27 protein-coding genes are annotated in these 23032 nt (G+C 62.7%); 14 read left to right on the plus strand and 13 right to left on the minus strand.

Annotation, left to right across the window (positions count from 1 at the left end):
• Positions 1–10 precede the first annotated feature (10 nt).
• Positions 11–982, minus strand: a complete 972-nt coding sequence (locus tag VGM61_RS12095) for an aldo/keto reductase (protein ID WP_331523073.1) — start codon at positions 980–982, stop codon at positions 11–13.
• Between the two features lie 18 nt (positions 983–1000).
• Complete coding sequence (locus VGM61_RS12100) at positions 1001–1882, minus strand: EamA family transporter (RefSeq protein WP_331523074.1); 882 nt, start codon at positions 1880–1882, stop codon at positions 1001–1003.
• A gap of 65 nt (positions 1883–1947) precedes the next feature.
• On the opposite strand from VGM61_RS12100, the gene VGM61_RS12105 reads away from it, so the two are divergent.
• The 4 genes from VGM61_RS12105 (at position 1948) to VGM61_RS12120 (ending at position 4770) form a co-directional block, all read left to right on the plus strand.
• On the plus strand, positions 1948–2523 hold the full coding sequence (locus tag VGM61_RS12105; RefSeq protein ID WP_331523075.1) for a CGNR zinc finger domain-containing protein: 576 nt from the start codon (positions 1948–1950) through the stop codon (positions 2521–2523).
• Between the two features lie 64 nt (positions 2524–2587).
• Positions 2588–2953 (plus strand): DUF3052 family protein, encoded by a 366-nt coding sequence (locus tag VGM61_RS12110; RefSeq protein ID WP_331523076.1) that lies wholly within the window; start codon positions 2588–2590, stop codon positions 2951–2953.
• 273 nt (positions 2954–3226) lie between these two features.
• Positions 3227–3484, plus strand: a complete 258-nt coding sequence (locus VGM61_RS12115; protein ID WP_331523077.1) for a helix-turn-helix domain-containing protein — start codon at positions 3227–3229, stop codon at positions 3482–3484.
• Positions 3485–3489: 5 nt separating this feature from the next.
• A complete protein-coding gene (locus VGM61_RS12120) occupies positions 3490–4770 on the plus strand; it encodes a HipA domain-containing protein (RefSeq protein ID WP_331523102.1) in 1281 nt (426 codons plus the stop codon).
• Between the two features lie 5 nt (positions 4771–4775).
• Here the strand turns inward: VGM61_RS12120 and VGM61_RS12125 are convergent, their stop codons facing one another.
• Entirely contained in the window at positions 4776–6170 is a 1395-nt protein-coding gene (locus VGM61_RS12125; RefSeq protein ID WP_331523078.1) for an apolipoprotein N-acyltransferase, read from the minus strand.
• A gap of 157 nt (positions 6171–6327) precedes the next feature.
• On the opposite strand from VGM61_RS12125, the gene VGM61_RS12130 reads away from it, so the two are divergent.
• From VGM61_RS12130 to VGM61_RS12140, 3 genes are all read left to right on the plus strand, one after another.
• Complete coding sequence (locus VGM61_RS12130; RefSeq protein WP_331523079.1) at positions 6328–6741, plus strand: VOC family protein; 414 nt, start codon at positions 6328–6330, stop codon at positions 6739–6741.
• Positions 6742–6847: 106 nt separating this feature from the next.
• Entirely contained in the window at positions 6848–7876 is a 1029-nt protein-coding gene (locus VGM61_RS12135) for a sterol desaturase family protein (RefSeq protein WP_331523080.1), read from the plus strand.
• On the plus strand, positions 7873–8379 hold the full coding sequence (locus VGM61_RS12140; RefSeq protein WP_331523081.1) for a discoidin domain-containing protein: 507 nt from the start codon (positions 7873–7875) through the stop codon (positions 8377–8379). Before VGM61_RS12135 ends, VGM61_RS12140 begins: the two co-directional genes overlap by 4 nt.
• Before the next feature lie 5 nt (positions 8380–8384).
• On the opposite strand, the gene VGM61_RS12145 is transcribed toward VGM61_RS12140, so the two are convergent.
• Complete coding sequence (locus tag VGM61_RS12145) at positions 8385–9809, minus strand: nicotinate phosphoribosyltransferase (RefSeq protein WP_331523082.1); 1425 nt, start codon at positions 9807–9809, stop codon at positions 8385–8387.
• Positions 9810–10004: 195 nt separating this feature from the next.
• On the opposite strand from VGM61_RS12145, the gene VGM61_RS12150 reads away from it, so the two are divergent.
• Positions 10005–10247, plus strand: a complete 243-nt coding sequence (locus VGM61_RS12150) for a hypothetical protein (RefSeq protein ID WP_331523083.1) — start codon at positions 10005–10007, stop codon at positions 10245–10247.
• 17 nt (positions 10248–10264) lie between these two features.
• Here VGM61_RS12150 and VGM61_RS12155 read toward each other — a convergent pair whose 3' ends face one another.
• On the minus strand, positions 10265–11206 hold the full coding sequence (locus tag VGM61_RS12155; protein ID WP_331523084.1) for an alpha/beta hydrolase: 942 nt from the start codon (positions 11204–11206) through the stop codon (positions 10265–10267).
• A 25-nt stretch (positions 11207–11231) separates the two neighbouring features.
• Positions 11232–12107: an AraC family transcriptional regulator gene (locus tag VGM61_RS12160; RefSeq protein WP_331523085.1), complete on the minus strand. Its 876-nt coding sequence runs from the start codon at positions 12105–12107 to the stop codon at positions 11232–11234.
• A 272-nt stretch (positions 12108–12379) separates the two neighbouring features.
• On the opposite strand from VGM61_RS12160, the gene VGM61_RS12165 reads away from it, so the two are divergent.
• Positions 12380–13423 carry a VOC family protein gene (locus VGM61_RS12165; RefSeq protein WP_331523086.1) on the plus strand — a complete coding sequence of 348 codons (1044 nt, stop codon included), beginning with the start codon at positions 12380–12382 and terminating at the stop codon, positions 13421–13423.
• Between the two features lie 9 nt (positions 13424–13432).
• Here VGM61_RS12165 and VGM61_RS12170 read toward each other — a convergent pair whose 3' ends face one another.
• From VGM61_RS12170 to VGM61_RS12200, 7 genes are all read right to left on the minus strand, one after another.
• Complete coding sequence (locus tag VGM61_RS12170) at positions 13433–14740, minus strand: S8 family serine peptidase (RefSeq protein WP_414694863.1); 1308 nt, start codon at positions 14738–14740, stop codon at positions 13433–13435.
• Positions 14737–15369 carry a zf-HC2 domain-containing protein gene (locus tag VGM61_RS12175; RefSeq protein WP_331523087.1) on the minus strand — a complete coding sequence of 211 codons (633 nt, stop codon included), beginning with the start codon at positions 15367–15369 and terminating at the stop codon, positions 14737–14739. Before VGM61_RS12175 ends, VGM61_RS12170 begins: the two co-directional genes overlap by 4 nt.
• Positions 15366–15950 carry a sigma-70 family RNA polymerase sigma factor gene (locus tag VGM61_RS12180; RefSeq protein ID WP_331523088.1) on the minus strand — a complete coding sequence of 195 codons (585 nt, stop codon included), beginning with the start codon at positions 15948–15950 and terminating at the stop codon, positions 15366–15368. The genes VGM61_RS12175 and VGM61_RS12180 overlap by 4 nt, the downstream gene beginning before the upstream one ends.
• Positions 15951–16028: 78 nt before the next feature.
• Complete coding sequence (locus VGM61_RS12185; RefSeq protein ID WP_331523089.1) at positions 16029–16751, minus strand: hypothetical protein; 723 nt, start codon at positions 16749–16751, stop codon at positions 16029–16031.
• Between the two features lie 35 nt (positions 16752–16786).
• Positions 16787–17125: a c-type cytochrome gene (locus VGM61_RS12190; RefSeq protein ID WP_331523104.1), complete on the minus strand. Its 339-nt coding sequence runs from the start codon at positions 17123–17125 to the stop codon at positions 16787–16789.
• Between the two features lie 73 nt (positions 17126–17198).
• On the minus strand, positions 17199–18563 hold the full coding sequence (locus VGM61_RS12195; RefSeq protein WP_331523090.1) for a cytochrome C: 1365 nt from the start codon (positions 18561–18563) through the stop codon (positions 17199–17201).
• Positions 18564–18595: 32 nt separating this feature from the next.
• Positions 18596–19150, minus strand: coding sequence for a cytochrome b (locus VGM61_RS12200; RefSeq protein WP_414694867.1), 555 nt, complete (start codon positions 19148–19150; stop codon positions 18596–18598).
• Between the two features lie 213 nt (positions 19151–19363).
• Here VGM61_RS12200 and VGM61_RS12205 point away from each other — a divergent pair, with 213 nt between their 5' ends.
• The 5 genes from VGM61_RS12205 to VGM61_RS12225 form a co-directional block, all read left to right on the plus strand.
• Positions 19364–19801 carry an FdtA/QdtA family cupin domain-containing protein gene (locus VGM61_RS12205; RefSeq protein ID WP_331523092.1) on the plus strand — a complete coding sequence of 146 codons (438 nt, stop codon included), beginning with the start codon at positions 19364–19366 and terminating at the stop codon, positions 19799–19801.
• Complete coding sequence (locus tag VGM61_RS12210) at positions 19786–20451, plus strand: acetyltransferase (RefSeq protein ID WP_331523093.1); 666 nt, start codon at positions 19786–19788, stop codon at positions 20449–20451. The genes VGM61_RS12205 and VGM61_RS12210 overlap by 16 nt, the downstream gene beginning before the upstream one ends.
• 5 nt (positions 20452–20456) lie before the next feature.
• The gene (locus VGM61_RS12215; RefSeq protein WP_331523094.1) at positions 20457–21410 is read left to right on the plus strand and encodes a hypothetical protein; all 954 of its coding nucleotides are present in this window, start codon (positions 20457–20459) and stop codon (positions 21408–21410) included.
• The gene (locus tag VGM61_RS12220) at positions 21397–22329 is read left to right on the plus strand and encodes a GNAT family N-acetyltransferase (RefSeq protein ID WP_331523095.1); all 933 of its coding nucleotides are present in this window, start codon (positions 21397–21399) and stop codon (positions 22327–22329) included. The genes VGM61_RS12215 and VGM61_RS12220 overlap by 14 nt, the downstream gene beginning before the upstream one ends.
• A partial coding sequence (locus VGM61_RS12225) for a DegT/DnrJ/EryC1/StrS family aminotransferase (RefSeq protein ID WP_331523096.1) occupies positions 22317–23032 on the plus strand: 716 nt, incomplete at its 3' end. The genes VGM61_RS12220 and VGM61_RS12225, both read left to right, overlap by 13 nt.

Raw genomic sequence — 23032 nt, forward strand, 5'->3', positions numbered from 1 at the left:
GGTTTCCGACCTATGTGTGGCCCAACACCCGGTGCGGCTGGTAGGCGGCTTCAAGGCTGGCGCATTCGGCGAGCGATAGCGTTAGCGACGCCGCATCAACGGCCTGCTCCAGATGCGCGATCTTCGTGGCACCGATGATCGGTGACGTCACGCCTGTCTGGTGCAGCAACCACGACAACGCCACCTGTGCCTGCGCGACACCGCGATCGTCGGCGATCCGCTCCACCGCATCGACCACCTGATAATCGGCTTCGGTGTAGTACAGCTCGTGGGCGAAGGCGTCGGTGCCGGCCCGCAAGGTAGCCGCCGCGCTGCGCGGCCGGGCCAGGAAGCCCCGGGCCAGCGGGCTCCACGGCAGAATCCCCACGCCTTCGGCCCGGCACAGCGGCAACATCTCGCGCTCTTCTTCGCGGTACACCAGGTTGTAGTGGTTCTGCATCGAGATGAATCGGGCCCAGCCGTGTCGGTCGGATGTCATCAACGCCTTCTGGAATTGCCATGCATACATGCTGGAAGCTCCGATGTAACGGGCCTTGCCGGAGCGCACGATGTCGTTGAGGGTTTCGAGCGTCTCCTCGATTGGCGTTTCGTCGTCCCACCGGTGCACCTGGTAAAGGTCGACGTAATCCATGCCCAGACGCTCAAGCGACGCGTCGATTGCATCAAGCAGATGTTTGCGCGACAGTCCCCGCTGGTTCGGGCCGGGACCCATGGGATAGAACACCTTGGTGGCCACTACCACTTCGTCGCGCCGCGCGTAATCGCGAAGCGCCCGGCCCAATACGCGTTCGCTGTCGCCGCCGGAGTACATATCGGCGGTATCGAAATAGTTGATGCCCAGTTCCAGCGCGCGCCGGATGATCGGCCGACCTTCTTCTTCGGGCAGAATCCAGGCTCGTGCCTTGGGATTTCCGTAACTCATCGTGCCCAGGCATAGCTGTGACACCTTCAACCCACTGCGTCCAACATTGACGTATTGCATGGCCACTCCTGCTTCGAACTATGAGGCTGGTCGATGAAGCGCAACACCTGCCGCCACCAGTCCCACGCCGACGTTCTCGAAGAGTGTGGGAATCTGGCCAAGCACGATCACGCCGATGATCACCGCGGTTGCCGGTAATAGCGCAACGAACAGCGCATAGGTCGATCGCGGCAGGCGGCTCATCGCCAACTGGTCAAATACATAGGGAATGACCGACGAGCTGATCCCCACCGCCACGCCGGCGCCCAGCGCGATGGGATCGAGCAACGCGGGTGCGGCGTCGCGAAATCCCAGCGGCGAGATGATCACGCCGGCCAGCATCATCGATGCACCCAGGCGATCGATGGGACTGGTGGCAGGATCCGCCCGGGAGACACTGTGTGCCAGCACGATATACAGCGTGAACAACACGGCGTTGGCGAAGGCCCAGGCGAAAGCCAGCGGCGTTCCGGCAAGCCGGACTTCGGTCAACATGTATACGCCGGCCACGGTGAGGGCGAGCGCCACCACGTTGCGCTGTGATCGCGCGCCAACCAGTGCCAGCGCCACCGGCCCTGCGAACTCGATGGCCGCGACTGTGCCCAGCGGCAGCTCCGCTATAGCCCGATAGAAACAGTAGTTCATGACTGCAAACACCGCACCCAACGCGACGATCATCCATCGCGTATGGCTTGCTGCCGCCAGGAAAGCCCGCCAGGGCCGCCGCCACACGGCGAACACCACCCCCGCGGAAACGATGCGCAGCCAAGCCACCCCCGCCACCGGCACGCGGGCGAACAGCAGCACGGCAAACGATGGACCCAGGTAGTGGAAGATCGCGCTGCCCACGAAGAACGCCTGCGGCGGCACCCGCTGCGCGAGCGACCCTATCGGTCTATTTTTACCATCTAGTGTGTTCATGATGGTGAGATTTATAGTTCCGATAACCTCACCTGTCAAATCGGAATAGATGGTAAGCTTCGTTCATGGAACCTATCGAACTTGATCCGGGTGAATACCGGGGCACGTATAAGCTCGTGGGTGGCCGGCTGTGCCTGGATTTCGTCAATACGATCAGCTGGCCCGGGACCGAGCAGGAACACGACTGGTTGACCCCGCCGGAGAACGCCAGGCGATGGTTCGCGGCGGCCGGTCTGCCCTTTCCACGTAGCAAGGACACCGACCTTCAGGCGTTGTACGAATCGCGCCGGATGCTCACTTCCGTACTCGCACCTTTGGCCCACACGGGGCGACCAAAGAATGCCGCCGTGGCGGACCTGAGCAAGGCAGTCGCCAAGGCCTATGAGGGGCGGGTGATCGATCCGGCCACGCTTGCCTGGATCTGGCTGCCGCCACACAGCGCCACTGAAGCGTTGAATCCCATCCTGCTCGATGCCGCCGAGCTCGTCACCGCCGGCAATCACGACCGGCTGCGTTTCTGTCCTTCATGCCACTGGCTGTTCGACGACCAAACCCGCAATGGCCACCGCCGCTGGTGCGACATGGCCGACTGCGGAAGCCGGGACAAGGCCCGCCGCTACTACCATCGATCGAAGTCGTAAGGCGACATTGACTCGTGGGCCGCGGTACCCTGCACTCGGGAATTTCAGCGGGGGCGTTTTTGCGATGTCCGACAAACCTGTTCTTGAGCGCCTGCAGGTAAAGCATGGCCGCAGTTTTGCGGCTCTGAATGCACCCAAAAACGTTGAGCCCGCACTCGCCAGCGCCGTGCGAGCCGGGGTGGATCAGGCGGACGTCGTATTGTTGTTCGTCAACGGGCGCGCAGAGTTTGATACCAGTCTCACGGCGCAGCTTCCAAGGCTGAGGTCGACCGCGATCCTCTGGGTTGCCTACCCCAAACTCACATCGCGACTGGCGGGCGACCTCAGTCGGGACATCATCCACACCGCGGCGCCGGCCCATGGGCTGGATACCGTCAGCCAGATCGCGATCGATGAGGATTGGTCCGCGCTTCGATTGAAACGAGTCTAGAAGATCGATCAAGGCAGATTGCTGAGGTCCACGTGGTAGGTCCAGGTCTCACTGGTTGCACCCTCCAGTGCTTCGGCGAAATCGTGCTGCGCCTTACGGCCCTGCCAGCCGGCCGAAAGTGCATGAAGCCTGTTTGTGAAGGAATATAAGCTATAGCTTATATCTCTACGTACCAACCTCTAGTTTCACGAGAATCTAAGTTCTAGCTTAGATTTATTGGATATACTGCCCCGAAGCCCGCATATCTAAGCCAGACCTTAGATTGGAGTTGCCGTGACACCCATCAGGACCGCCGAGGACCTTGGCAAAGTGATCCGGGCGCAGCGAAAGCGGCAGGGGCTGCGCCAAGCCGAGCTTGCTGCGATGGTCGGCGCCAGCCACGTCTTCCTCGGTGACGTCGAAAAAGGGCGGCCCACGGTTTCGCTTGGCCGTGTGCTCCATCTCTTGGACGAACTGGGCATAAGGCTCATCGCCGATACACCCGACGAGATCGCCACCCCGCCAAGCAAACCGTCGGTAGTGCTTCGTTGAGCGCTGTGGATGTCGTTGTTTCGGCGCGCGTATTGGACGTGCTTTACCGCGGGCGACTGATCGGTACATTACGGGACGACGGGCCTGTCTGGTCTTTCAACTACGACCCTGCCTGGATCGCCGCGTCAGACAGCTTCGACCTTTCGCCTGCCCTGACGAGAGTGCAAAGCGTTATTACCGATGGCGGTTCATTGCGCCCCGTGCAGTGGTTCTTCGACAACCTCCTGCCCGAGGAAGAGGCTCGTACGCTGCTTGCCCGCGAAGCCCACGTCGACCAGGCCGACGCCTTCGGGCTGCTGCAGTGGTACGGCGCGGAATCCGCAGGGGCGCTGGTACTTTCCGTGCCGGGTCGTGTATCCCTCGAAGGTGGGTTGCAGCCCCTTCCCGATGAAGTGCTTTCAGGTCGGATTCGCAATCTTCCCCGGCGCTCGCTTGCCGATGGTGCGCCAAAGCGGATGTCGATGGCTGGCGCACAACACAAACTGGCCGTTGTTTTGCTGGATGGCGACCTCTACGAACCGGTGGGCTTATCACCCTCCACCCACATCTTGAAACCCGACCACGTACATACCGACCACTACCCGCACACGGTTGCCAATGAATGGTTCTGTATGCGCATCGCCGCCGGCGTTGGTCTTCCCGTTCCTGCCGTTCTCGCAAAAAAGGTGCCTGAGCAGGTTTACCTGATCGAGCGTTTCGATCGCGAGGGCGCATGGCCGGACCTTCAGCGCCTTCATGTCCTTGACGCCTGCCAGTTGCTCTCCATCGACCGCATCTTCAAGTACCAGAAATCAACGCCGGAAACGTTCAACCAGCTCATCCAGGCAAGCCGCGCGAAGGCGATGACCCGCAGGTCGCTTTTCCGCTGGGCGGTTTTCAACGCGGTCATTGGCAATGGCGACGCTCACCTGAAGAATCTTTCGTTCTTCGTGCGACGTGCAGGCGTGGAGCTTGCGCCCCACTATGACCTCGTCTCGACCGCCAGCTACAGCGAACCGGGATCGTGGGGGAGGGCAGAATTGTCCGTCAGTATGGGGGCAGCGACTCGCTTCGGTGATCTGCGGCGCGATGACGTACTTTCCTTCGGAAAGACACTCGACTTGCCACAGGTTGTGGGCGAACAGCTCTTGGACGAGTTGCTCGCTGCGGTTCATCCCGTTGTTGCGAGGATGCTCGAACAAGCGACGATCGAACCCGCCTTCGCCACCGACCCTGGGGCGTTACGGTATCTGCGGGTGATTGCCCACGGCGTCGTCGTCGACATGTGCCGCCAGCTCGCCCATTGAGCCAGTCAACGGTGCCGTCGCCCCGGAGCACCGGCGAAAGCCGCATACCCCGCTAGCAACGAGATCGCCACGCACAACCAGGCAAACACATCTCCGATGCGGATGTAGACCGTGGGTCCGGGCCCCAGTGGCACCTCGGCCACGACGCTGGTGAGGCCCACGGGCGCCGCCATTTTCGAGGCGATCAAGCGCCCCTCAGCATCGTTGATCGTTACCAGTCCATCGTTTGCCGCACGCACCATGGCGAAGCCGCCCTCGACACTGCGCATCACCGCCATTCGCGCATGCAGCCACGCATCCAGGCCGAAGTCACCCGCGGGCACGCCCATCAGGCGAACGCCTTTTGCCGCATCGCGGTTGATCGTCGCCGGGAAATCCATGTCCTTGCAGATCTCCATGGCGCGACCGTTGCCGAGCCATCCGGACTGTCTGCCGGGCACGAACCGGTCCTCGAGGATCGGCACCGGGTGGCGCTTGGCATAGAACTGCGCGGCGCCACCTGGCTGGAATGACAGGGCGATATCGCCGGGCGGGTCGATCTGGTTGAAGCCCGCGATGATGTGCACGTTCGCTTGTGTCGACACAGCAGCCAGTTGTGCCTGGATGGCTGGTGCCCAATTGCTCTTCAGAGGCATTCCGCCCTCGGGCGTGACCACGAAGGTGGCACCCTGCGCGGCGGCACCGCGGATCGCGTTCGCATAGGCCTCGACCACGGCCGAAGCATCTTGCGATGTTTTTGCATGCCAGGCGTGCTCCATGGCGGTTTCATCGACCATGGCCGCTACTCGAACACCCGGCTGTTGGGGTTGCGCCAGGCGCAGCATGCCGAAGGCGACGTTCGCGACGCAGATCACCAGTCCCGTCGCGATCGCCACCATTGAGGTCCTTGTTGGACGAAGCGCCATGGCGAGGGTGTTGGCGAACAGGCAAAGCGCGAACGTCACGGCGCAATAGCCAAACAGCGACGCGCCCTGGATCAGCAATGGTGCCGACACCTGGCTATAAGCAAGCGAACCGTATGTACCGTGCGGCGAGATAGCGCCAACGAGGTATTCGCATGCCGTCCACGCGGCAGGAAACGCGAACAGTGTCAGCCATGAAGAGCCATGCCGCTGGACCGCCCGAGCAAACACCATGGCCGCGGTGAACAGCACCACCTGCGGCCCCACCACCGCAAGGATGATCATGACCGGAAGCGTGCCATAGCACTGCACGGCATAGGCCGACCCGGCAAGGATGGCCACGGCGCCTGCGCCAGCCACCTGCCACGTCGGCGCCCTTCCGTAAGCCAACCAGAGCAGTGGGACGGGCGCGAACCACGCCAGTGCCCAGACATCGGCAAGGCCTTGTGAAAGATAGAACATCGCGCCGCTCAGGAGCATGGCGAACAGTACGATCATTTGGTTTTCCTCTACGAGGGAACGCCGGCGGATAAATGGATGTATACATCGTATACAGAGCCGTATACGGTGTATACATGACCAATGGGGCGTGGCGCCGTTAAGGTTCCGGGATAGTGTCGGTCGGTAAAGTCTTGCCCAGGGGAATTCAGGACGCATGACGATCGCCATCACAGGCCTGAACCACATCACCCTTGCTGTCGGCGATGTACAACGTTCGGTCGCGTTCTATCGGGATGTACTGGGCTGCACCTTGAGGGCCGCGTGGCCCGAGGGAGCCTACCTGGAGGCTGGCGCCCTTTGGCTGTGCCTGTCCCAGGATATCCAGGCGCGGACGGCGCCCCATCCTGACTACACGCACATCGCGTTTTCGCTGGCGCCGGCAGACTTTCCCGCGCTCAAAGCCCGCCTTGAGACGACGTGCATCCTATGGCGGAGCAACCAGAGCGAAGGCGATTCGCTCTATTTCCTTGATCCGGATGGACACAAGCTCGAGATCCATGTCGGATCCCTCGAGTCCCGCCTGGATCACTATCGCGCCAACCCCGGAAAAGGCGTGCAGATATTCTGACGCCGGGCCGGCGAAAATCACGCCGGCCTTCCCGACTGTCACTTGCGACCAAATTTAGATCGTGATAAACCGGGGTTTCCAGTACGGCCGGGGAGCGGCGCCAACGATGGACATGGTGGGGTGGGTGTACGACCAATTGCTCGGCTTCTTCGGCCTGGGGCCGTTGCTGGAGCTGGCTGCCAAGGGCGATTACCGCGCGCTTCTCACCGTGGATGGCTTCTCCGCCCTGCTCAATCCGCTACTGCCACCGCTGCTGCTGTTCGAGCTGTTGCGCAGCGTCGCCGTCAAGACGTTCAACCGCGAGCACTACCAGGTGCCATTACTGGTAATGGTACTGAACCGCTTCATCGGTAACTTCATCACCATTGCCATGGTGGGGTTGTGTATCGGGTTGTTCCAGCGGTTCGCCCTCTTCCAGGCGGGCCTTACCTGGTATGGATTGCTTTACGGTTATGTGGCGTGGGAGTTCTCTCACTTCGTCTACCATTTCCTTGCGCACAAGGTCCGGCTGCTGTGGTGCCTGCACTCCACGCATCACGCGCCGGTGGCAATGAACCTTAGCGTGAACTACTCGCATATTTTCCTGGAAGGGGCCTATGCCGACTTCGTTCGCACCAGCATCTGCATGGTGCTGGGCGTGAGCCCGCCGCTGCTGATCCTGATCATGATCATCGATGGCTTCTGGGGAAGTTTTATTCACGTCGGCGAGAACGTGCTGAAGAACGGCAGGCTCGGCGTACTCAACCGCTTCATCCTGACGCCATCGCACCACCGCGTGCATCATGCGCGCAACGTGGTGTACATGGACACCAACTTCTGCAACCTTCTGCCGATCTGGGACCGCGTGTTCGGCACCTACGTGGAAGAGCGCGACGATATCGAGATCGAATATGGCATCACCCGCCCGGTCAAGCGCTACAGCGTGCTCGACGCCTATCTGGGTGAATTCTACCTACTGGGTAAGGATGTATGGAACGCGCCAGGCTTCGGCAACAAACTGCTTTACCTGGTGATGCCCCCGGGCTGGAGCCACGACGGCCAGCACAAGACGGCGAAAGTTGCCAAGCAGGCGCTGTTGCAGCCTGAGGCAAGGCTTGCCGACACTACCCTGCCCTCCCACGGATATCATCGATGACACGGCTTTCCACACTGTTGTTCGGCGGCTTTTGCCTGCTTTCCGCCGCCGGCGCCCTGGCTGTAGAAGCGCAAGATGCCTCCCGCGTCAACCTCGCATTGGGAAAGCCCGTGACCGGCTCGCCGATCTGCAAGCCGGGCGAGGAAGCAAGCAAGGCGGTGAACGGCAAAGTGGAGAGCAAAACCCAGGACAAGTTTTGCACACTGCAGACCCCCGGCTGGCTGCGCATCGACCTTGGGCAGGTACGACGGATCTCAGGCTTCACCATCAAGCATGCCGGTGCGGGCAACGAGCCGGTGGCGATGAACACTCGCGCTTTCAGGCTGAGGGTGTCGCCTGACGGAAAAACCTGGAAGACAGTGGTGGATGAATCGAGCAACACCGCAAGCATCACCGAACATCGCATCGCCCCGGAACAGGCGCGCTACGTCGAACTGGATGTGACCAAGCCCACGCAGACCGATGACCCGGCCATGCGCATCTACGAAGTTGAAGTCTGGTAAGACGGCTAAAGCCGTGCCGCGTCAGCGCGCGCGCGAATGTCCGTGAAGGTAAGGTCGCTGATGAGCTTTCCGTCTTCCCAAACTGTCACCATCGCATCATCGAACCCCATCGGCTTGTCGATATCGTCCAATGAACGAGCCTGGGCAGGCACCGGTACTGTCTTAAAGGTGCCGTACTCGCGATGCCGCAGCAAAGTCATCCGTCCCCGCTTGCTTTGCTTGCCCTTGTCGGTTATCGGATCCTTCCATACGTCGATCCACGCCCCGTTGACTCGCGCCGCGGAGCACTTCAAGGCGAATTTCTGCGTGTCGCGATTCAACTGCTGCAGCAACGCTCCGCCCATGCCAAAGGCAACGTTGTCGGTGGCATAACCGGCGCTGGTCACCCGGTCCAGGATCGCGCGGATGCTGGCGGGATTGATGCCGTCGCCCTGGATCACCCTGACGTGGTTGAGCACCTTGTAGCCCTTGCCATTCACGGTATGGCCGAAGGCCTCGTCGAGCAATTCCAGGCACTGGTGCACCACGGCTACAGGATCACCTGAATCCGGGCGCACGACCACCGTGGCGCCCGAATCGATCACCTCCTGGCGGAGTGTCTTGCCCCAGTGTTCGCTGATGGCGTGGTAGATGTCGTAGCTATCTGACACGACGGCCACGATAGAACCAGGCCTGGCGAACTGCCGGAGCATGTTTCGATAGGCATCCACCTCGTTCTCGCGGCCCCAGCTGGTGATCGTGCTGTGCTCGGCGGCGGGAATGGAGAAGCCGGCCATCGGCTCGTGATAGTGGGCCCTGGCCAGCAGAAGGCCAGACACCGTATCGGTACCAAGGAAATTCACCAGATGTGCCGCCCCGCCGATGGCGGCGGACTCCACGGAAGAAACACCGCGGGAGCCGAAGTCGTGGAGCTTGAAAGGAAGCTGACCATCCACGTCATCACTGGTGCGCTCCAGGAACTGCCGAATAGTCTGCTTCGCATGCCAGCTGATGGTGGCAACCGTCACCGGGTACCAGATGCGCAGGAGCATCGTCTCCAGGTACGAGGGCACCCAGAACGCGGCGGGGTCCGTGGATTCGATCGTCATCAGCGCCTGATGCGTCGGCACCACGGTACCTTCGGGCACGGCCCTTATCCGTATCGGCAACAGGCCGCCGTGGTGATCGACAATGTAGCGCCACCCCGCCTCGTTGAAGGGCTCGCCATGTGCAGCGAACAGATCGCGGGCCTCATCGACATGTGCATGAGTGACGGGCTTTGCCAGGTATTCCTTGAGGATCGCCTGCAGGCCGAAGAACACGGTGCGATCGTAGGTGCCCCCGCGCGATTCCACATAGAAGAAGGTGGCATCGGTACCTGGCGGGTACTGCAGCCAGTGGCTTGCCTTGTAGCTGTCGGTGTTGAGCAGGAGATTGTCGAGGCATTGCATGGTGCGAAGCCTGCATGGACACGGGGGGGCGGTGAATACTAACCCGCGCGTCGCCCAAGAGCGCGACCTACGATGGAGTCGGCGATACCTGATACCGGGACGATGGGTACCCCGTTATGCTGTGTACCCATCGGAAACGCCGGGCTCCAAATGCGCGTGAACGCAAGGATTGAGCCCAACCCAAGGAAAGGAATCATGGGCGATGATTTAGTCAAGGACGTCGCCGGTCGCGTGACGCGGCTTGAGGACGCCACGCGACTCCTCACCGGTCAGGTCAGCGGCATACTCGAGCGTTTGAACCACCTTCCGACGAAGGCGGGTTTGTGGCGTATGGTCGCCCTGGCCGCCGGGGGCGTGATCCTGGCGATGTGGGGGATGTTCCAATACCTGGCCAAGCCCTGGATTGAGCAAATCCTCCTGGCCTCCCTGCACCGCTAGCATCCTCTCTGCCGCCGCTACGGCGCGTTGTTCCTCACGGCAGGCGGCGAATCCAGGAATGATTGCACGGCCTTGATCACCTCTGCCGGACTCTCGTCCATCAGCCAATGCCCTGCTTCGGGAATGACAAGTTCCGTGACGTTGGTTGCAACATTGCGCATCACCACCGCCTCGTTGGCCCCAAAGGATTTCCCGCCCGCGATGGTCAGCACGGGCATGGTCAGCTTGGTCTGCATGGCGACCTTGTTATCGTCGGCGTCCTTGGCTATGGCAAGGAACTGTGCGAAGGCCGAATGCATCGCGCCGGGAAGCGCATAGAACTTCGTGTAATAGACACGTGTCTGCTCGGTAATTTTCGACGGGTCGCCGGCGAACTCGTTCCAGAAACGATCCAGGTAAATGCGCTCGCGGCCTTTCACCAGTCGTTCGGCATCTTTCCCACCAAACGAAAAATGCCAGGTCTGCTGGGACCGCACGATGGTGTCCCATGGCGGGATGCCAGGTACCGGCGCATCCATCACTATCAGATGGTTGGTCTTGGTGGGGTAACTCACCGCATACGCGTATGCCACCATCGTACCGATATCGTGGCCCACGATATCCGCGTGATCGATATGCAGCGCATCAAGTACGCCACGAATGTCGCGCGCCTGGTTCATCTTGCCGTAGCCGTCGGCGGGATGGGACGACAGGCCCATGCCCCGAAGGTCGGGAACCACCACGGTGTGGTGATGGGCCAGCTCCACTGCAAGAGGCTGCCACATATCGCCGGTGTCGCCGAAGCCGTGGATCAACACCACGGCCGGGCCTTCGCCACCCACCCGGACATGAATCGTCGCCCCGTTGGAGGGGATGTCCCGGATCTTGAACGTTCCGGGGAACGGGTGGACTTGCGCTACGGCAATGGATGCCAAGGCGTACGACATCAACAGCATGCCACGAACAAGGCTGCGCATCATGTTCTCTCAAGGCAGTGGACGGCGGTCAAGCCGCAGGAGGGATGGCAGTGGCTGCAACGTCCGAGGGTCCCATTCCCAGGAACCGGCGCATGCAACGAGCCATATGGCTGGAATGGGCGAAGCCGGTTTCCAGGGCGATCTCGGTGATGCTTTGCCTGCCTTCGAGCAGACGGATACGCGCGCGTTCGACGCGACGCTCCATCACGAATCGATGCACCGGAATGCCGGTAGCCTGTTTGAACATGGGCTTGAAATGCGACACGCTGAAGCCCGCGATGCGGGCCAACTCGGCGAGGGTGAGATCCTGGTCCAGGTTGGCCTCGACGTACTCGATCACCTGGCGCAGACGCCACGCCGGCAATGCGCGCGCCGCTTTGGCACCCACGCCGCCATGCCGCGATTGCAACGCCAGCAACCGTACCGCAAGCGCGGTGGCCAGGCTGTCGGCGAATAACCGGCCGCCGGGATAGTCCTCATGGTCTTCTGCCTGCATCATCCAGCCGATGCGCTCGACCTGGGGGTCGCGAATGTGGATCGATGGCGCCAGCGAAGCATGTGGGGTGCCTAGTCCCATGCTGTCGGCTGTTTCCGATAACAGCGACGGAGAAAGGCGAAGCAGCAACGATCGCGCGGGCCGGGACAACGTCCACCGCGTGCTGGAACCGGCGGGCACCACGCAGAACTGACCGTGGATTCGTGTGCCTGTGCGCTCTGCGCGTGTCGCTCGCCACGACACCGGCACGGGTTCGCCCAGGTGCAGGCAAAGCACGTGGCGGTGATCCACCGGCGAGTCGAAGAGGCCCAGTGGCACCGGCGAGGTCAATGTATCGAGCAGGGGCAACCCCCCGCCACCGGCGAATACCGCGGACGGCGCACTGGGGTAGCAATCGGGGCGGCTCATCGGCCGATCCTGCCAGAAATCATCCATCCATGCCCGGCACCGTCTTTTCCTGCGCGCAATCGACAGTCAGGTGCCGGGAGAATGCCGACCTGAGCCTCCACGGAGACAAGGCATGAGACGCCGGCAATTCTTGCAAACAGCAGCCGCGGCAAAGGGCGTGGGGGGAGGTGTTCTTGCCCGCGGCCTTGCCGAATCCTCTCTTCTCTTTTCTTCCCCGGGGAATACCCGGATATGATCGCGGCGGAAGCCCGACACCTTTGGGGAATCGCCTGATGAACTCACCGAATATGCGTTTTCGGATCATGGCCATGGTCATGGTCATGATCGCAGCGGCTGGCACGGCAAGCATGTCTCTCGACGCGATGGCGTCACCACCGGCAAAACAGGCTTCGGCGCCAGGCATCCCAGGCATCCCAGGCTCCGCCCGCCTGGACCACGTGCTTCTGTGGGCACCGGACATGGACCGCGCCACGGCCGTGATGACGGTGAAACTTGGTTTCCAGGTACATCCGGGACGAGACCCGGCAGGCATCGCCAACCGCTATGTGCGCATGGCCGACCGAAGCTTCATTGAGCTGGAAGCTCTTACCCGGCCCAACCCCGACATGGACCCAGGCTCGCGTGCGGACCAGGATCTGCTCCACGGCGGCGCTGGCGCGCGCACGTTCGGCCTTGGATCGAACCAGCTCGAACAGGCAAGGGATTTCCTCAAGGGCGATGGCTTTGCCGTGACGGATATCTTCTCGGCCCCCGCCAACGACCCTGATGGCCAGGGCCCCGGACATCCGCCGCGCTGGCGCCTCTTCGCCTTCACCAGGCAGCCGTTGTCGAGCGGGCTTTTCTTCATCTACTACTCACCACCTCCCACCGCGGCGGACCTCGTTGCCGACGACGCGGCTTCTCGTGTGCACCCGAACACCGCGCAATCGCTCGATGGTGTGTGGTTGTTGTCCGCCGATGTCGAGGCCGATCGAAAACAGCTGGCGAAGATGGGCTTTACCCATTCTTCGCCCGTTCACCTGGCGAATATCGCCGCCCGTGGCTACGACATCGAAGCGAAGGGAACGCACGTGTTCGTGCTGCAGCCCGATGGCTCGGGCAGGGCCGCCGATGCGATGGCCAGCGGCGGTGCCCAGGTGCTTGGTGTGAGTGTCAGTGTGAGCAATCTGGCGCGCGCCAGGCGATGGGTGGAACGTGGCTACGAGGAAAAGAACCTGGTGGGCTATCGCGGGCCGCTGGGCGATTCATTCCTTGCCCCGACCTACGGTGATCTTGGCCTTTGGGTGGAATTCCATGCGGCATCGCATTCGCGCTAGCTGACCGAATCAGCGCGCGGTCTTCTCCCGACGCTCCAACACCTCCACGGCACCGGCGGCGTTCACCTGGGTGACACCGCCGGAGACCTTGCTGCTTTGCTGCAGTAGCTGCTGGACGGTGCGCGCATCGAGCTTCGGCGCCATGGACAGCATCAGCGCGATGATGCCACTTACGTGCGCCGCCGCCATCGACGATCCTGAGGTGAAGTCGTAACCGCCCGATGGTTGCGTCGTCAGGATGTCCGTCCCCGGGGCGCTAAGCACGCCAGGCGCGGCCGCCGCGGCCTTGCTGGTTCGCACCACTATCACACCCGTGGTGCTGTCAGGAAAGCCGCCGTTGTCGCCTTCCGGTGGCATGGCTGCCACCACGATGCGGCCTTGGGCAAGTAGCACATCCAGAAGCCGGGTGAGCAGCGGATCGGAGGGACCGCCCAGGCTGAGGTTGACGATACGTGCGTCGGTCTCGCCGATCGCGGCCAGTGCTTTGGCCAGGGTGAACGAATTACATCGGGCACCGTTGCTGCCGTGGGGCGGATACCAGCACGCCTTGTAAATGCTCAAGGATGCCTTCGGCGCCATGCCGACGATGCCCTGGTGGTTATCGCCGACCGCGGCGATCACGCCGGCGACCTCGGTACCGTGGCTGTCACGGTTGAACGACACGGGGTCGTCGTCCACGACATTGTGCGTGTCGTGGATACTGGCAGCCAGGTCCGGGTGCGTTGCGTCCACCCCGGTGTCGACCACGGCCACGTCTACGCGATTACCCTGGCTTACCGTGTGGGCCACGGCGGCATCGGTCTCGGTGAAGCCGCGTTGAAGGCTTTCGTAGGGATCGTTGTAGTGCCGGCCAGCCGTCGGCGCATCGGCGTAGGTTTTATAGTCCTGCAGGGGTTGCGCCAGCTGCACGCGGTCGTCCTTGGCCAGCGCACTTAACAGCTCGTCGCGACTGATGCCAGGCGGCGGTTCCAGCACGACGCAATACACGTTCAGCGCCTTGATCGGCCACCCGGCCACCTGGCGCATCCGGTAACCCTGCTTCAACGCTTCGATGGTGAGCACTGCACGCTGGCCGGCATCGTATTTCTTCGACGGTGCATAGCCGAGCACACTGGATCCTGCGTGCATGGATGGGGGGTCGAGCGGATTGTCCACTGCCAGCACGATGTCGCGCGTGGCATCCATGCTAGCCACGCCCTCACCGCTGCTGATGCTCGGGGAGGAGGTGTCTGCAGCCTGCATCGCGGCCTGTCGCGGTGTCGCACACCCGCACAACGCCATCAACATGGCGCCAAGCATCAGTACCCCTGCTTTCATGGTGCCGATGCGACAGGTTCGGCCAGGCGGATGCCCCGCGTGGCGCGCAGCTTTTGCAGGACGGGAGAGCCCGCGGTGGACGAGCCCGACGGCACCACCGTATAGGCACCCACATCGTTAGGCCCGCCCACCACCTGCAGGTTCAACGAGTGCAGCAAGGCATTCCAGTCGGCCAGGGACATGCTGGCGTCGGGCACCACGTGCAGCGCGCCGGTGGGCACCGGAGCGGATGTCTGGCTCAAGGTGCGGTAGGCCGGGTTGGTGTTGTCCGACCAGTACTTCGCGCCCAGCGCGCCGATGGCAAGCGCCTGCAACAGCACCGCGGCAGCAAGGGCGCGCGTCAGCCAGCCATTGCGTGCCCGCTGCACCACTGGCTTGGGTAACGGGACATCCAGCCGCGCCAGCAGCCGTTTCAATCCCACGGCCGGATCGACGGGAATATCCGCCGGCAACGACAAGGCAAGGCGGAGCCGTTCCTGCTGGGCGTAGTCCGCGCTGCAGGACTCACAATGGGCAAGGTGGTCCATAAGCCAGACGTTCTGTTCCGGCGACGCGCTTTCCTGCAGCACGGAAGGCATCGCCTCCCACGCGCGGGCGCAGTCCCGGTTGGTATCCATAGTGAACGTCATGGCGCGCCCTCCTTCAGTCGGGCCGGTTCGCCTGCCAGCGAGGGAAGCACATTGCGCAATTTTACCCGCGCATGGAATAAACGTGCCTTCACCGTACCGACAGGGCACTGCATGATCACGGCCACATCGTCCAGGCTGTGGCCCACGCCGTACACCAGCTCGATCACCACGCGCTGGTCCACGGACAATTTTTCCAGGCCCTTGCCGAGCCAGTCGCGTAGCTCGCGGTCGTCGCCCGGGTCGTGGGATGGCAGGCGCTCCTGCGGTACGGTGTCTTCATCGACCGGTTCATCGCCGTGTTGGCGCAGTGCCTTCAGGCCACATCGGTAGGCGATGCCCATGATCCATGTGGATACACGCGAATCACCATGGAATGTCCCGGCTTTTTGCCAGGTGATCCAGAAGCAATCGTTGATCACTTCCTCGATGACGTCCGGACGGCGGGTAAGGCGCGACAGGAACCGGCACAAACGGCCGTGATAGCCGCGGTACATCACGCCCAGTGCGGCCCGGTCGCCCGCGGCCATGCGCTCAAGCAGCATGCGGTCGGTGGCGTCGGCCTGGATATCGGCGTCGTTCATGGGTTGGGTAGAAGGGTCTATCGGTGGCTTTGGATGCCGGTAAGTACCATACCAGCCCGAAAAGGTTGCCTACGTCGGCTAAAATGAACGGGAAATCGTCCCAACCCAGGGCGCCGCGTCCAGGTTGCCCCGGTGGTCGTGCTTGCCGAGGTCCGAATCCACCCGCTCCAGGTCCACGCGCCAGGGGCCGCGCTCCCAGGCCAGGCCCACATGGCCATAGCGGTATCCGGTGACCCGGGGGTAATAGGCCCTGGCCCCAGTCGCGCCATACGTTTCGGCGACCACGAGGGTCTGGGACACACCCACGCCTGTCGAAAAGCTGAAACCCCAGGGTAGCGGCCAGCGGAAGTTGATGTCCGCACCTGGCCGCACCCTGTGGTCGGAAGCGGGCGAATTGATGGCGCGGACGGCCGACAGCCCCAGGGTGAGGGTGTCGCGGTACACCCAGGCCATGCCCGCCTCGGCACGGCTATAGTTCCGGGACGTGCCGACCCGGGTGTAGCGGTAGTACATCAGGCTGGCCTGGACCTGCCAGTCGGTGGACACGGCCCAGGCGCGCGAACCTTGCAGCAGCGATTCGGCGATATTCCCCGGAGAGCTCATAGGCGCCCCGGCCGAGGCGCCCAGCGCCCAGCCGTCGGGTGTCGCCCAGCTCACTGCGCCCTGTACCACGGGCCTTGCAGAGGTGATTGCCAGGCCCCGGTCCACCAGTTGAGAGCCCACGGCCACCTGACCGCTGAAGTTGGACTGGGCGTAAACGTGCACGGGCATGCCGGTGGCGGCGAACCCGGCCGCAACCACCGCCAATCCCCTTGGAAGCCTTGCAAACCACGTTTTCAGTGATTGGTGCCCAGAAAGGTGATGAGATCGTCCAGGGCTTTCGGATCGTCCAGCCCATCGTATTTCATCTTGGTACCTGGGTTGGCTTGTTTCACCGGCTGTGACAGGTACCAGTGCAGTTTGTCAGCCGTCCAGACCCAGTCGGTCCTGGCCCGCAGGGCATCGGAATAATTGAAGTCAGGGATGCTGGCCGCCTTGCGCCCGACAATACCGAACAGGCTGGGCCCCTTCTTGTTGCGGCCTTCCCTGGTGGTGTGGCATTCAGAGCACTCCTTCTTGAAGACGTCTGCCCCGGCGGACGCGTCACCCGCCAGGGCCAGGGGTGGGGCAAGCATCCAGCCGAGGACGAGGACCGCGGTGGATATCCCCAAAATCAACTTCGTCACACTCATTACTCCGTGCAGGGTTCTAGAAGGCCAGGGTCGCGGCAACCGAGAACGAGTTGAAGTCGCCAGGGTTCGTCCTCGGGGCGCCGAACGGCGCTGCGAAGATGTTGCTGGTGGCGCCGTTGAACTTGGTGAAGCGGAACCAGGTGGCGGTGAGCTTGAGGTTGCCCCAGCGGATATACGAATCGTCCTTGCCGAAGGGCACCCAGTACACGCTGATCAGGTTGGCCGTGGTGTCCGGGTCGCCATTGGGTCCGAAGCGAGCCGGATCCGACGAGCCGGTACTGAGCAGATGCCCCACGGTCAGGCCATAGCTCTGCTTGAAGACGTAAGTGGCCGTGAGCGTCTGGTCGTGCACATTGCCGCGCGAACGGGAGAACAAGGTCGGATCGGTGGGGCTGGCGAACGTGCTGCCGTACTTCCGCTTCTCCAGGATGTTCGAGTAGGAAAGCTGCACGATGTTGTCGCGATTGCCCAGGTACTGGTAGCTCACGTCGTAGCCGAGGTCGGTGATGTCGTCCTTGGGGCCACCATTGCGTGGAAGCTCGCGTTTAGTGCTCAGTCCCACAAGACCCGCGGAGAAGTACTGGCTCTTCATGTCCTTCATGTAGGCGAAGCGGAAGTAGCCGGTGTCGCTGAGCTTGCCCGGATCGCCTGCCACGTTATAGCCAAGATGGTCCTGAAGCGATGTGGGCAGGGAATTATACGTACCCACCTCGCCGTACCAGTTGGCATCGAACAGGGCGTACACGGTGGCGCCGATCACGCGGCTGGCCGGGGCATTGGCGGAGGAGAAATTCAGCAGGGTGCCGGTGACACCGGCGGGTGCGATCGTGGTCGACGCCGATAGTGCATTCAGGGGATCGTCGAAGCCCGGCATGTTGTTTACGCTCACGCCCAGCAGCAGTTCCTTGCCGGCAAATTTCAGTTCCTTGGCCACGAAACGAAGATCCACATTGCGCAGTACCGTGTTGTAGGTGTCGTGGCCGGTGCGGTCGGCCTCGACCTTGACGAAGCCGCCCACGTTGTCCGACACGCGCCCGGCGAGGTACAGATCGCCTTCGGTGAGGTTGGTGGTGCTCTCACCCTTGGCTGGCGCGGTATGGGTTTCAGTCAGCTGCATGGATACCGGGATCTTCGTTCCGTTGCCATCGCTATCGGTATAGCCACCCATCTTGAAGCGTAGCCCGTAGGGCGTGAGCATCGGTCCGCCAGCGCCACCGCCATAGGCGGCCGCGTGGCAGTCCGCGCACGCGGAACCCGTTTGCCGTGCATAAGCCGGCACCGCCTGCGCACCGCCACTGACCAGCAGCAGCAACAACGCGAGCGCGCACCACGGCTGCCAGGGACGTAGCCGGCGGGTCGCGCGATGGGTGGTGGACAACATGGAAACTCCTTGTCTCAGGTTAAGGCGGGGCATCAGCGACGCCGTGTCGGCAACATCGCGCGCAACACCTGGTCGCGCACCAGGAAATGGTGGTAAAGGGCGCCGAGGATGTGCAGGCAGACCAGGACCAGAAGAATCCACGCGGCATCGATATGCCACGCCTGCAACTGGTCGGCGAGGTCCTCGTCGGCGGCGACGAGGGCCGGCAAGGTGAGCCCGAGGAAATGCACCGGCTTGTCCTGGGCATTGCTCAACGCCCAGCCGAGCAATGGCAGTGTCAGAAGAATGGCGTAAAGCGCCACATGGGTGAGACCAGCGACCCACCGCAGCGTCCAGTGCGATTCATGCGTGGCTTGAAGCTTGCCCAGGCGGACGCGCAGCGCCACGCGTATGAAGAACAAAATGAAGACGATCAGGCCGAAGTGGCGGTGGCCTTCAAGCAGCCATTGGCGAAGGGCCCGGCCGTCGACCTGGTCGCGGGTCAGGATGAATGCCGCCGCGAGCAGCACGCAAAGCACGGTGATCCAGTGTAGGGCCACCAATTTCCTGGGACGCGCCGGGGCGCTTTCGTTGGTCTCCGGTGCCATGGCCTTCACTACCCTTCGTCGTGCCACGTTTTCTGCCCTGTACCCCGCAGCGCCAGGCTCGTTGGCCGGCCGCTGCCTGTGGGCGCCTAGTGACGGTGAGTGCCGCGGGCCTGCCGGAAGGTTGCGTGCGGGGGGCGGCGCAACCTTTCGCGATACGGCCGGCACTCAATCACGAGGGTTGTCCCCGTGCATCGCGAGAACTGGCCAAGGCCCATGGAAATCGAACGCATCCAGTTACAGAAGCACGGAGACCATCGCGGCATGCTTGTCGCGCTCGAACAGGAACGGAACGTTCCCTTCCAGATCAAGCGTGTGTACTACCTGTTTGCCACGCACGAGAAAGTGCATCGCGGGCAGCATGCGCACCGGCATCTGAACCAGCTTGCGGTATGTGTACGCGGCTCGGTAAAGCTTCTCCTGGACGACGGCACCGGCCCAACCGAAGTGGTGCTGAACGACCCATCCCATGGCCTGCTGCTGGGCCGCATGGTGTGGCGCGAGCTCTACGACTTCAGTGATGACTGCGTGCTGATGGTCCTGGCCGACCAGCTCTATGACCCGGGCGACTACATCACCGACTACGGCGACTTCCTCCGCGAGACGAAGGCCGCGATGTTCGTACAGGACATGGCCGCATGCCTAAGCCGCTAGTGCTCGTCGGGGCCGGCGAGTTCGCACGGATAGCGCTGGAATACTTCGAACACGACAGCGACCGCGACGTCGCCGCGTTCAGTGTCGAGCGTGAGTACATCGTTGCCGACAGGATCGAGGGACGGCCGGTAGTGGCCTATGAAACGCTCGAGTACGACTTCCCACCCGGGGAGTTCGAGGTGTTCGTGGCAGTGCCTGCCAGCGGGCTCAATCGCCTGCGCACAAGATTGTTCCTCGATGCCAGGCGGCGCGGCTACACCTGTGCCACGTATATCAGTTCGCGCGCCTTCGTGTGGCGTAACGCGCAGATCGGGCAGAACTGCTTCATCTTCGAAAACAACGTGGTTCAGCCTTTCGTGCGCATCGGCGACAACTGCATCCTTTGGAGCGGCAACCACGTGGGCCACCGCACGGTGGTACACGACAACGTGTTCGTGGCCTCCCATGCGGTCATTTCAGGCTACTGCGAGATAGGATCGGGCAGTTTCGTAGGTGTCAACGCCACTTTCAACGACCACGTCAAGGTGGCCGCCGACAACGTGATCGGCGCGGGTGCGTTGGTGACGCGCGATACCGAAGCCGGGCGGGTGTACGTGGGCTCGCCGGCTCGCGCAGTACCGGGCAAGTCCAGCTTCGATGTCGGGATCTAGCGGCCATGCGCACGTGGAGCAGGCAAGGGTTGGTGTTCGAGACCGCGCGGCAGGGTGTCGGCGGCTGGATGCGCCATTCCGCGCTCACCCCCACGCCCTGGCGGCTCGATGAGGAAACCATTCGTGTCTTTGCGGGTTTCCGCGACGCTGATGGTGTCAGCCGTATCGGTCATGTCGATGTGCTCGCTGACGATCCATCCACCATTGTGCGCGTTGGGCCTGAGCCGGTGCTGGACATCGGCCGCGACGGCTGTTTCGACGACAACGGGGTGATCCTTGGCGATGTAGTAGGTGGCCCCGGCGGCCTGCACATGTTCTACGTGGGGTTCCAGCGCGTGGCCAAGGCCAAGTTCCTGGCCTTTACCGGGCTTGCCGTCTCCACCGACGGAGGCCTCAATTTTTCCCGCGTGCAGGACACGCCGATCCTCGACCGAGCACCAGGGCGGAGCACCATCGCCGCGGTGCATACCGCGTCGTACGACGGACGCCACTGGCGGCTCTGGTACGCAGCCGGCGATGACTGGGAGCACATCGATGACTCGGCCTTCCCTCGCTATCACATCCGCCATGTCATTACCGCCGACCTGCATGCGATCCCCCGCGCGGACGATAGCTGCCTTGTCCCGCGCGGCACCGAGTACCGCATCGGCCGGCCACGCGTATATCGCGAAGATGGCCGCTACACCATGTATTTCACGCGCGGCAACCGCACCGGTGAGTACTTCCCTGGTGTAGCGCATAGCCGCGACGGTATTGCCTGGGAACGGCGTGACGAGTCCTTTGGCCTGGCGCTGTCCGCCAACGGCTGGGATTCGCGGGTGATCTGCTATCCATCGCTGCTGACGCACCGCGACAAACTGCTTATGTTCTACAACGGCAACGACATGGGCGTGGCTGGCTTCGGCGTGGCCATGGCCGCACGTGATGGTTTCGAAGGCGGCGCACATGTTCACCGTTAGGCGCTACGAGGTTGCCGATGCCACGGCGTGGGACGCGCTGGTGATGCGTTCGCGCAATGGCAACCTGCTGCATCGCCGTGGCTACATGGACTATCACGCCCACCGTTTCACCGATGCCTCGCTGGTGGTCGAACACGGTGGTGACATCGTCGGGGTGTTCCCCGCCAATCGGCAGGAGGACACCGTATCGAGCCATGGTGGCCTGACCTATGCAGGCTTGATTACCAGCCATGCCTTGCGTGCCGAGGCGACACTTGGCGTATTCGGCGATATCCGCGATGTCTATCGTGACTGGGGCATCGTGTCGATCTGCTACAAGGCCGTGCCGCATGTGTACCACGCCTACCCGGCCGAAGAAGACCTCTATGCATTGCATCGGTGGGGCGCGCGGTTGGCCAGGCGCGACCTGTCTTCAGCCATACCGCTTCATCAGGCCCATGCCCTCACCCAGGGCAGGAAGGCGGCCGGCAACAAGGCCAGGAAAGCGGGCGTGGTGCGGCAGGAAGGCAACGACCCTGCCGCGTTCCACGCGCTTCTGATTGATGTGCTGCGGCGCCACGATGTCACTCCCACGCACTCCCTGCCGGAACTGCGCCTGTTGCAGGGTCGTTTCCCGCATCAGATCGTCCTGCATGAGGCGCGCCGCGACGGTGAGCTGTTGGCCGGGGTGCTGATATACGACTTTGGCCACGCGGTGCATACGCAATACATGGCGGTGTCCGGCGAAGGACGGCGGGTGGATGCCTTGAGCTTCCTGCTGGTGGAACTGATCGGGAGTGTCTATGCCGATCGAGCGCATTTCACCTTCGGCATCTCCACCGCCCAGGGCGGCCAGGTACTGAACGGCGGGCTGGTGGCGCAGAAGGAATTTTTCGGTGCACGCGCCGTGGTTCATGACATCTACGAATGGGTGCTGTGATGGACGTGCCCTTCCTCAGCCTGAAGGATGTCAATGCCGGTTATGCCGATGAACTGAAGGCGGCGGCTGCCCGCGTGATCGACTCGGGATGGTACGTGCTGGGCGAGGAACTGACCGCGTTCGAGCGCGAGTTCGCTGCGTGGTGCGGCGTCGGCCACGCGGTGGGTGTGGGTAATGGGCTGGACGCCCTGGCCCTGATCATTCGTGGCTACAAACAGCTGGGCAGGCTGCGCGAGGGCGATGAGGTGATCGTGCCAGCCAATACCTTCATCGCCAGTTTCCTGGCCATCAGCGAGAACCGTCTGGTGCCGGTACCGGTGGAGCCGGACGCGGCGAGCTTCAACCTCGACCCAGCCTGCGTGGAACGGGCCATCGGCCCTCGGACCCGGGCGATCATGCCGGTACACCTGTACGGCCAGCTCGCCGACATCACCGCATTGCCGGCCCTGGCACGGCGTCACAAGCTGCTGTTGATCGAAGATGCCGCCCAGGCCCACGGCGCTTCGGCGGACGGTCGCAAGGCAGGCACGTTCGGCGACGCGGCGGCCTTCAGCTTCTTTCCCACCAAGAACCTCGGCGCCCTCGGCGACGGCGGCGCGGTGGTGACCGGCGACGATCGCCTTGCCATGTGCGTGACGGCCCTGCGCAACTACGGCTCGGAGGCGAAATACCAGCACCTCTACCAGGGACTCAATTCCCGCCT

This window comes from Pinirhizobacter sp. (genome assembly GCF_036499745.1).
Lineage (GTDB): Bacteria > Pseudomonadota > Gammaproteobacteria > Xanthomonadales > Rhodanobacteraceae > Pinirhizobacter.

Bases quoted from the DNA above. Each gene is read 5' to 3' on its own strand.
- VGM61_RS12095 (WP_331523073.1), bottom strand. From the start codon at position 982: ATGCAATACGTCAATGTTGGACGCAGTGGGTTGAAGGTGTCACAGCTA.
- VGM61_RS12100 (WP_331523074.1), bottom strand. From the start codon at position 1,882: ATGAACACACTAGATGGTAAAAATAGACCGATAGGGTCGCTCGCGCAG.
- VGM61_RS12105 (WP_331523075.1), top strand. From the start codon at position 1,948: ATGGAACCTATCGAACTTGATCCGGGTGAATACCGGGGCACGTATAAG.
- VGM61_RS12110 (WP_331523076.1), top strand. From the start codon at position 2,588: ATGTCCGACAAACCTGTTCTTGAGCGCCTGCAGGTAAAGCATGGCCGC.
- VGM61_RS12125 (WP_331523078.1), bottom strand. From the start codon at position 6,170: ATGATCGTACTGTTCGCCATGCTCCTGAGCGGCGCGATGTTCTATCTT.
- VGM61_RS12130 (WP_331523079.1), top strand. From the start codon at position 6,328: ATGACGATCGCCATCACAGGCCTGAACCACATCACCCTTGCTGTCGGC.
- VGM61_RS12135 (WP_331523080.1), top strand. From the start codon at position 6,848: ATGGACATGGTGGGGTGGGTGTACGACCAATTGCTCGGCTTCTTCGGC.
- VGM61_RS12140 (WP_331523081.1), top strand. From the start codon at position 7,873: ATGACACGGCTTTCCACACTGTTGTTCGGCGGCTTTTGCCTGCTTTCC.
- VGM61_RS12145 (WP_331523082.1), bottom strand. From the start codon at position 9,809: ATGCAATGCCTCGACAATCTCCTGCTCAACACCGACAGCTACAAGGCA.
- VGM61_RS12150 (WP_331523083.1), top strand. From the start codon at position 10,005: ATGGGCGATGATTTAGTCAAGGACGTCGCCGGTCGCGTGACGCGGCTT.
- VGM61_RS12155 (WP_331523084.1), bottom strand. From the start codon at position 11,206: ATGATGCGCAGCCTTGTTCGTGGCATGCTGTTGATGTCGTACGCCTTG.
- VGM61_RS12160 (WP_331523085.1), bottom strand. From the start codon at position 12,107: ATGAGCCGCCCCGATTGCTACCCCAGTGCGCCGTCCGCGGTATTCGCC.
- VGM61_RS12165 (WP_331523086.1), top strand. From the start codon at position 12,380: ATGAACTCACCGAATATGCGTTTTCGGATCATGGCCATGGTCATGGTC.
- VGM61_RS12170 (WP_414694863.1), bottom strand. From the start codon at position 14,740: ATGAAAGCAGGGGTACTGATGCTTGGCGCCATGTTGATGGCGTTGTGC.
- VGM61_RS12175 (WP_331523087.1), bottom strand. From the start codon at position 15,369: ATGACGTTCACTATGGATACCAACCGGGACTGCGCCCGCGCGTGGGAG.
- VGM61_RS12180 (WP_331523088.1), bottom strand. From the start codon at position 15,950: ATGAACGACGCCGATATCCAGGCCGACGCCACCGACCGCATGCTGCTT.
- VGM61_RS12190 (WP_331523104.1), bottom strand. From the start codon at position 17,125: ATGCTTGCCCCACCCCTGGCCCTGGCGGGTGACGCGTCCGCCGGGGCA.
- VGM61_RS12195 (WP_331523090.1), bottom strand. From the start codon at position 18,563: ATGTTGTCCACCACCCATCGCGCGACCCGCCGGCTACGTCCCTGGCAG.
- VGM61_RS12200 (WP_414694867.1), bottom strand. From the start codon at position 19,150: ATGGCACCGGAGACCAACGAAAGCGCCCCGGCGCGTCCCAGGAAATTG.
- VGM61_RS12205 (WP_331523092.1), top strand. From the start codon at position 19,364: ATGGAAATCGAACGCATCCAGTTACAGAAGCACGGAGACCATCGCGGC.
- VGM61_RS12210 (WP_331523093.1), top strand. From the start codon at position 19,786: ATGCCTAAGCCGCTAGTGCTCGTCGGGGCCGGCGAGTTCGCACGGATA.
- VGM61_RS12215 (WP_331523094.1), top strand. From the start codon at position 20,457: ATGCGCACGTGGAGCAGGCAAGGGTTGGTGTTCGAGACCGCGCGGCAG.
- VGM61_RS12220 (WP_331523095.1), top strand. From the start codon at position 21,397: ATGTTCACCGTTAGGCGCTACGAGGTTGCCGATGCCACGGCGTGGGAC.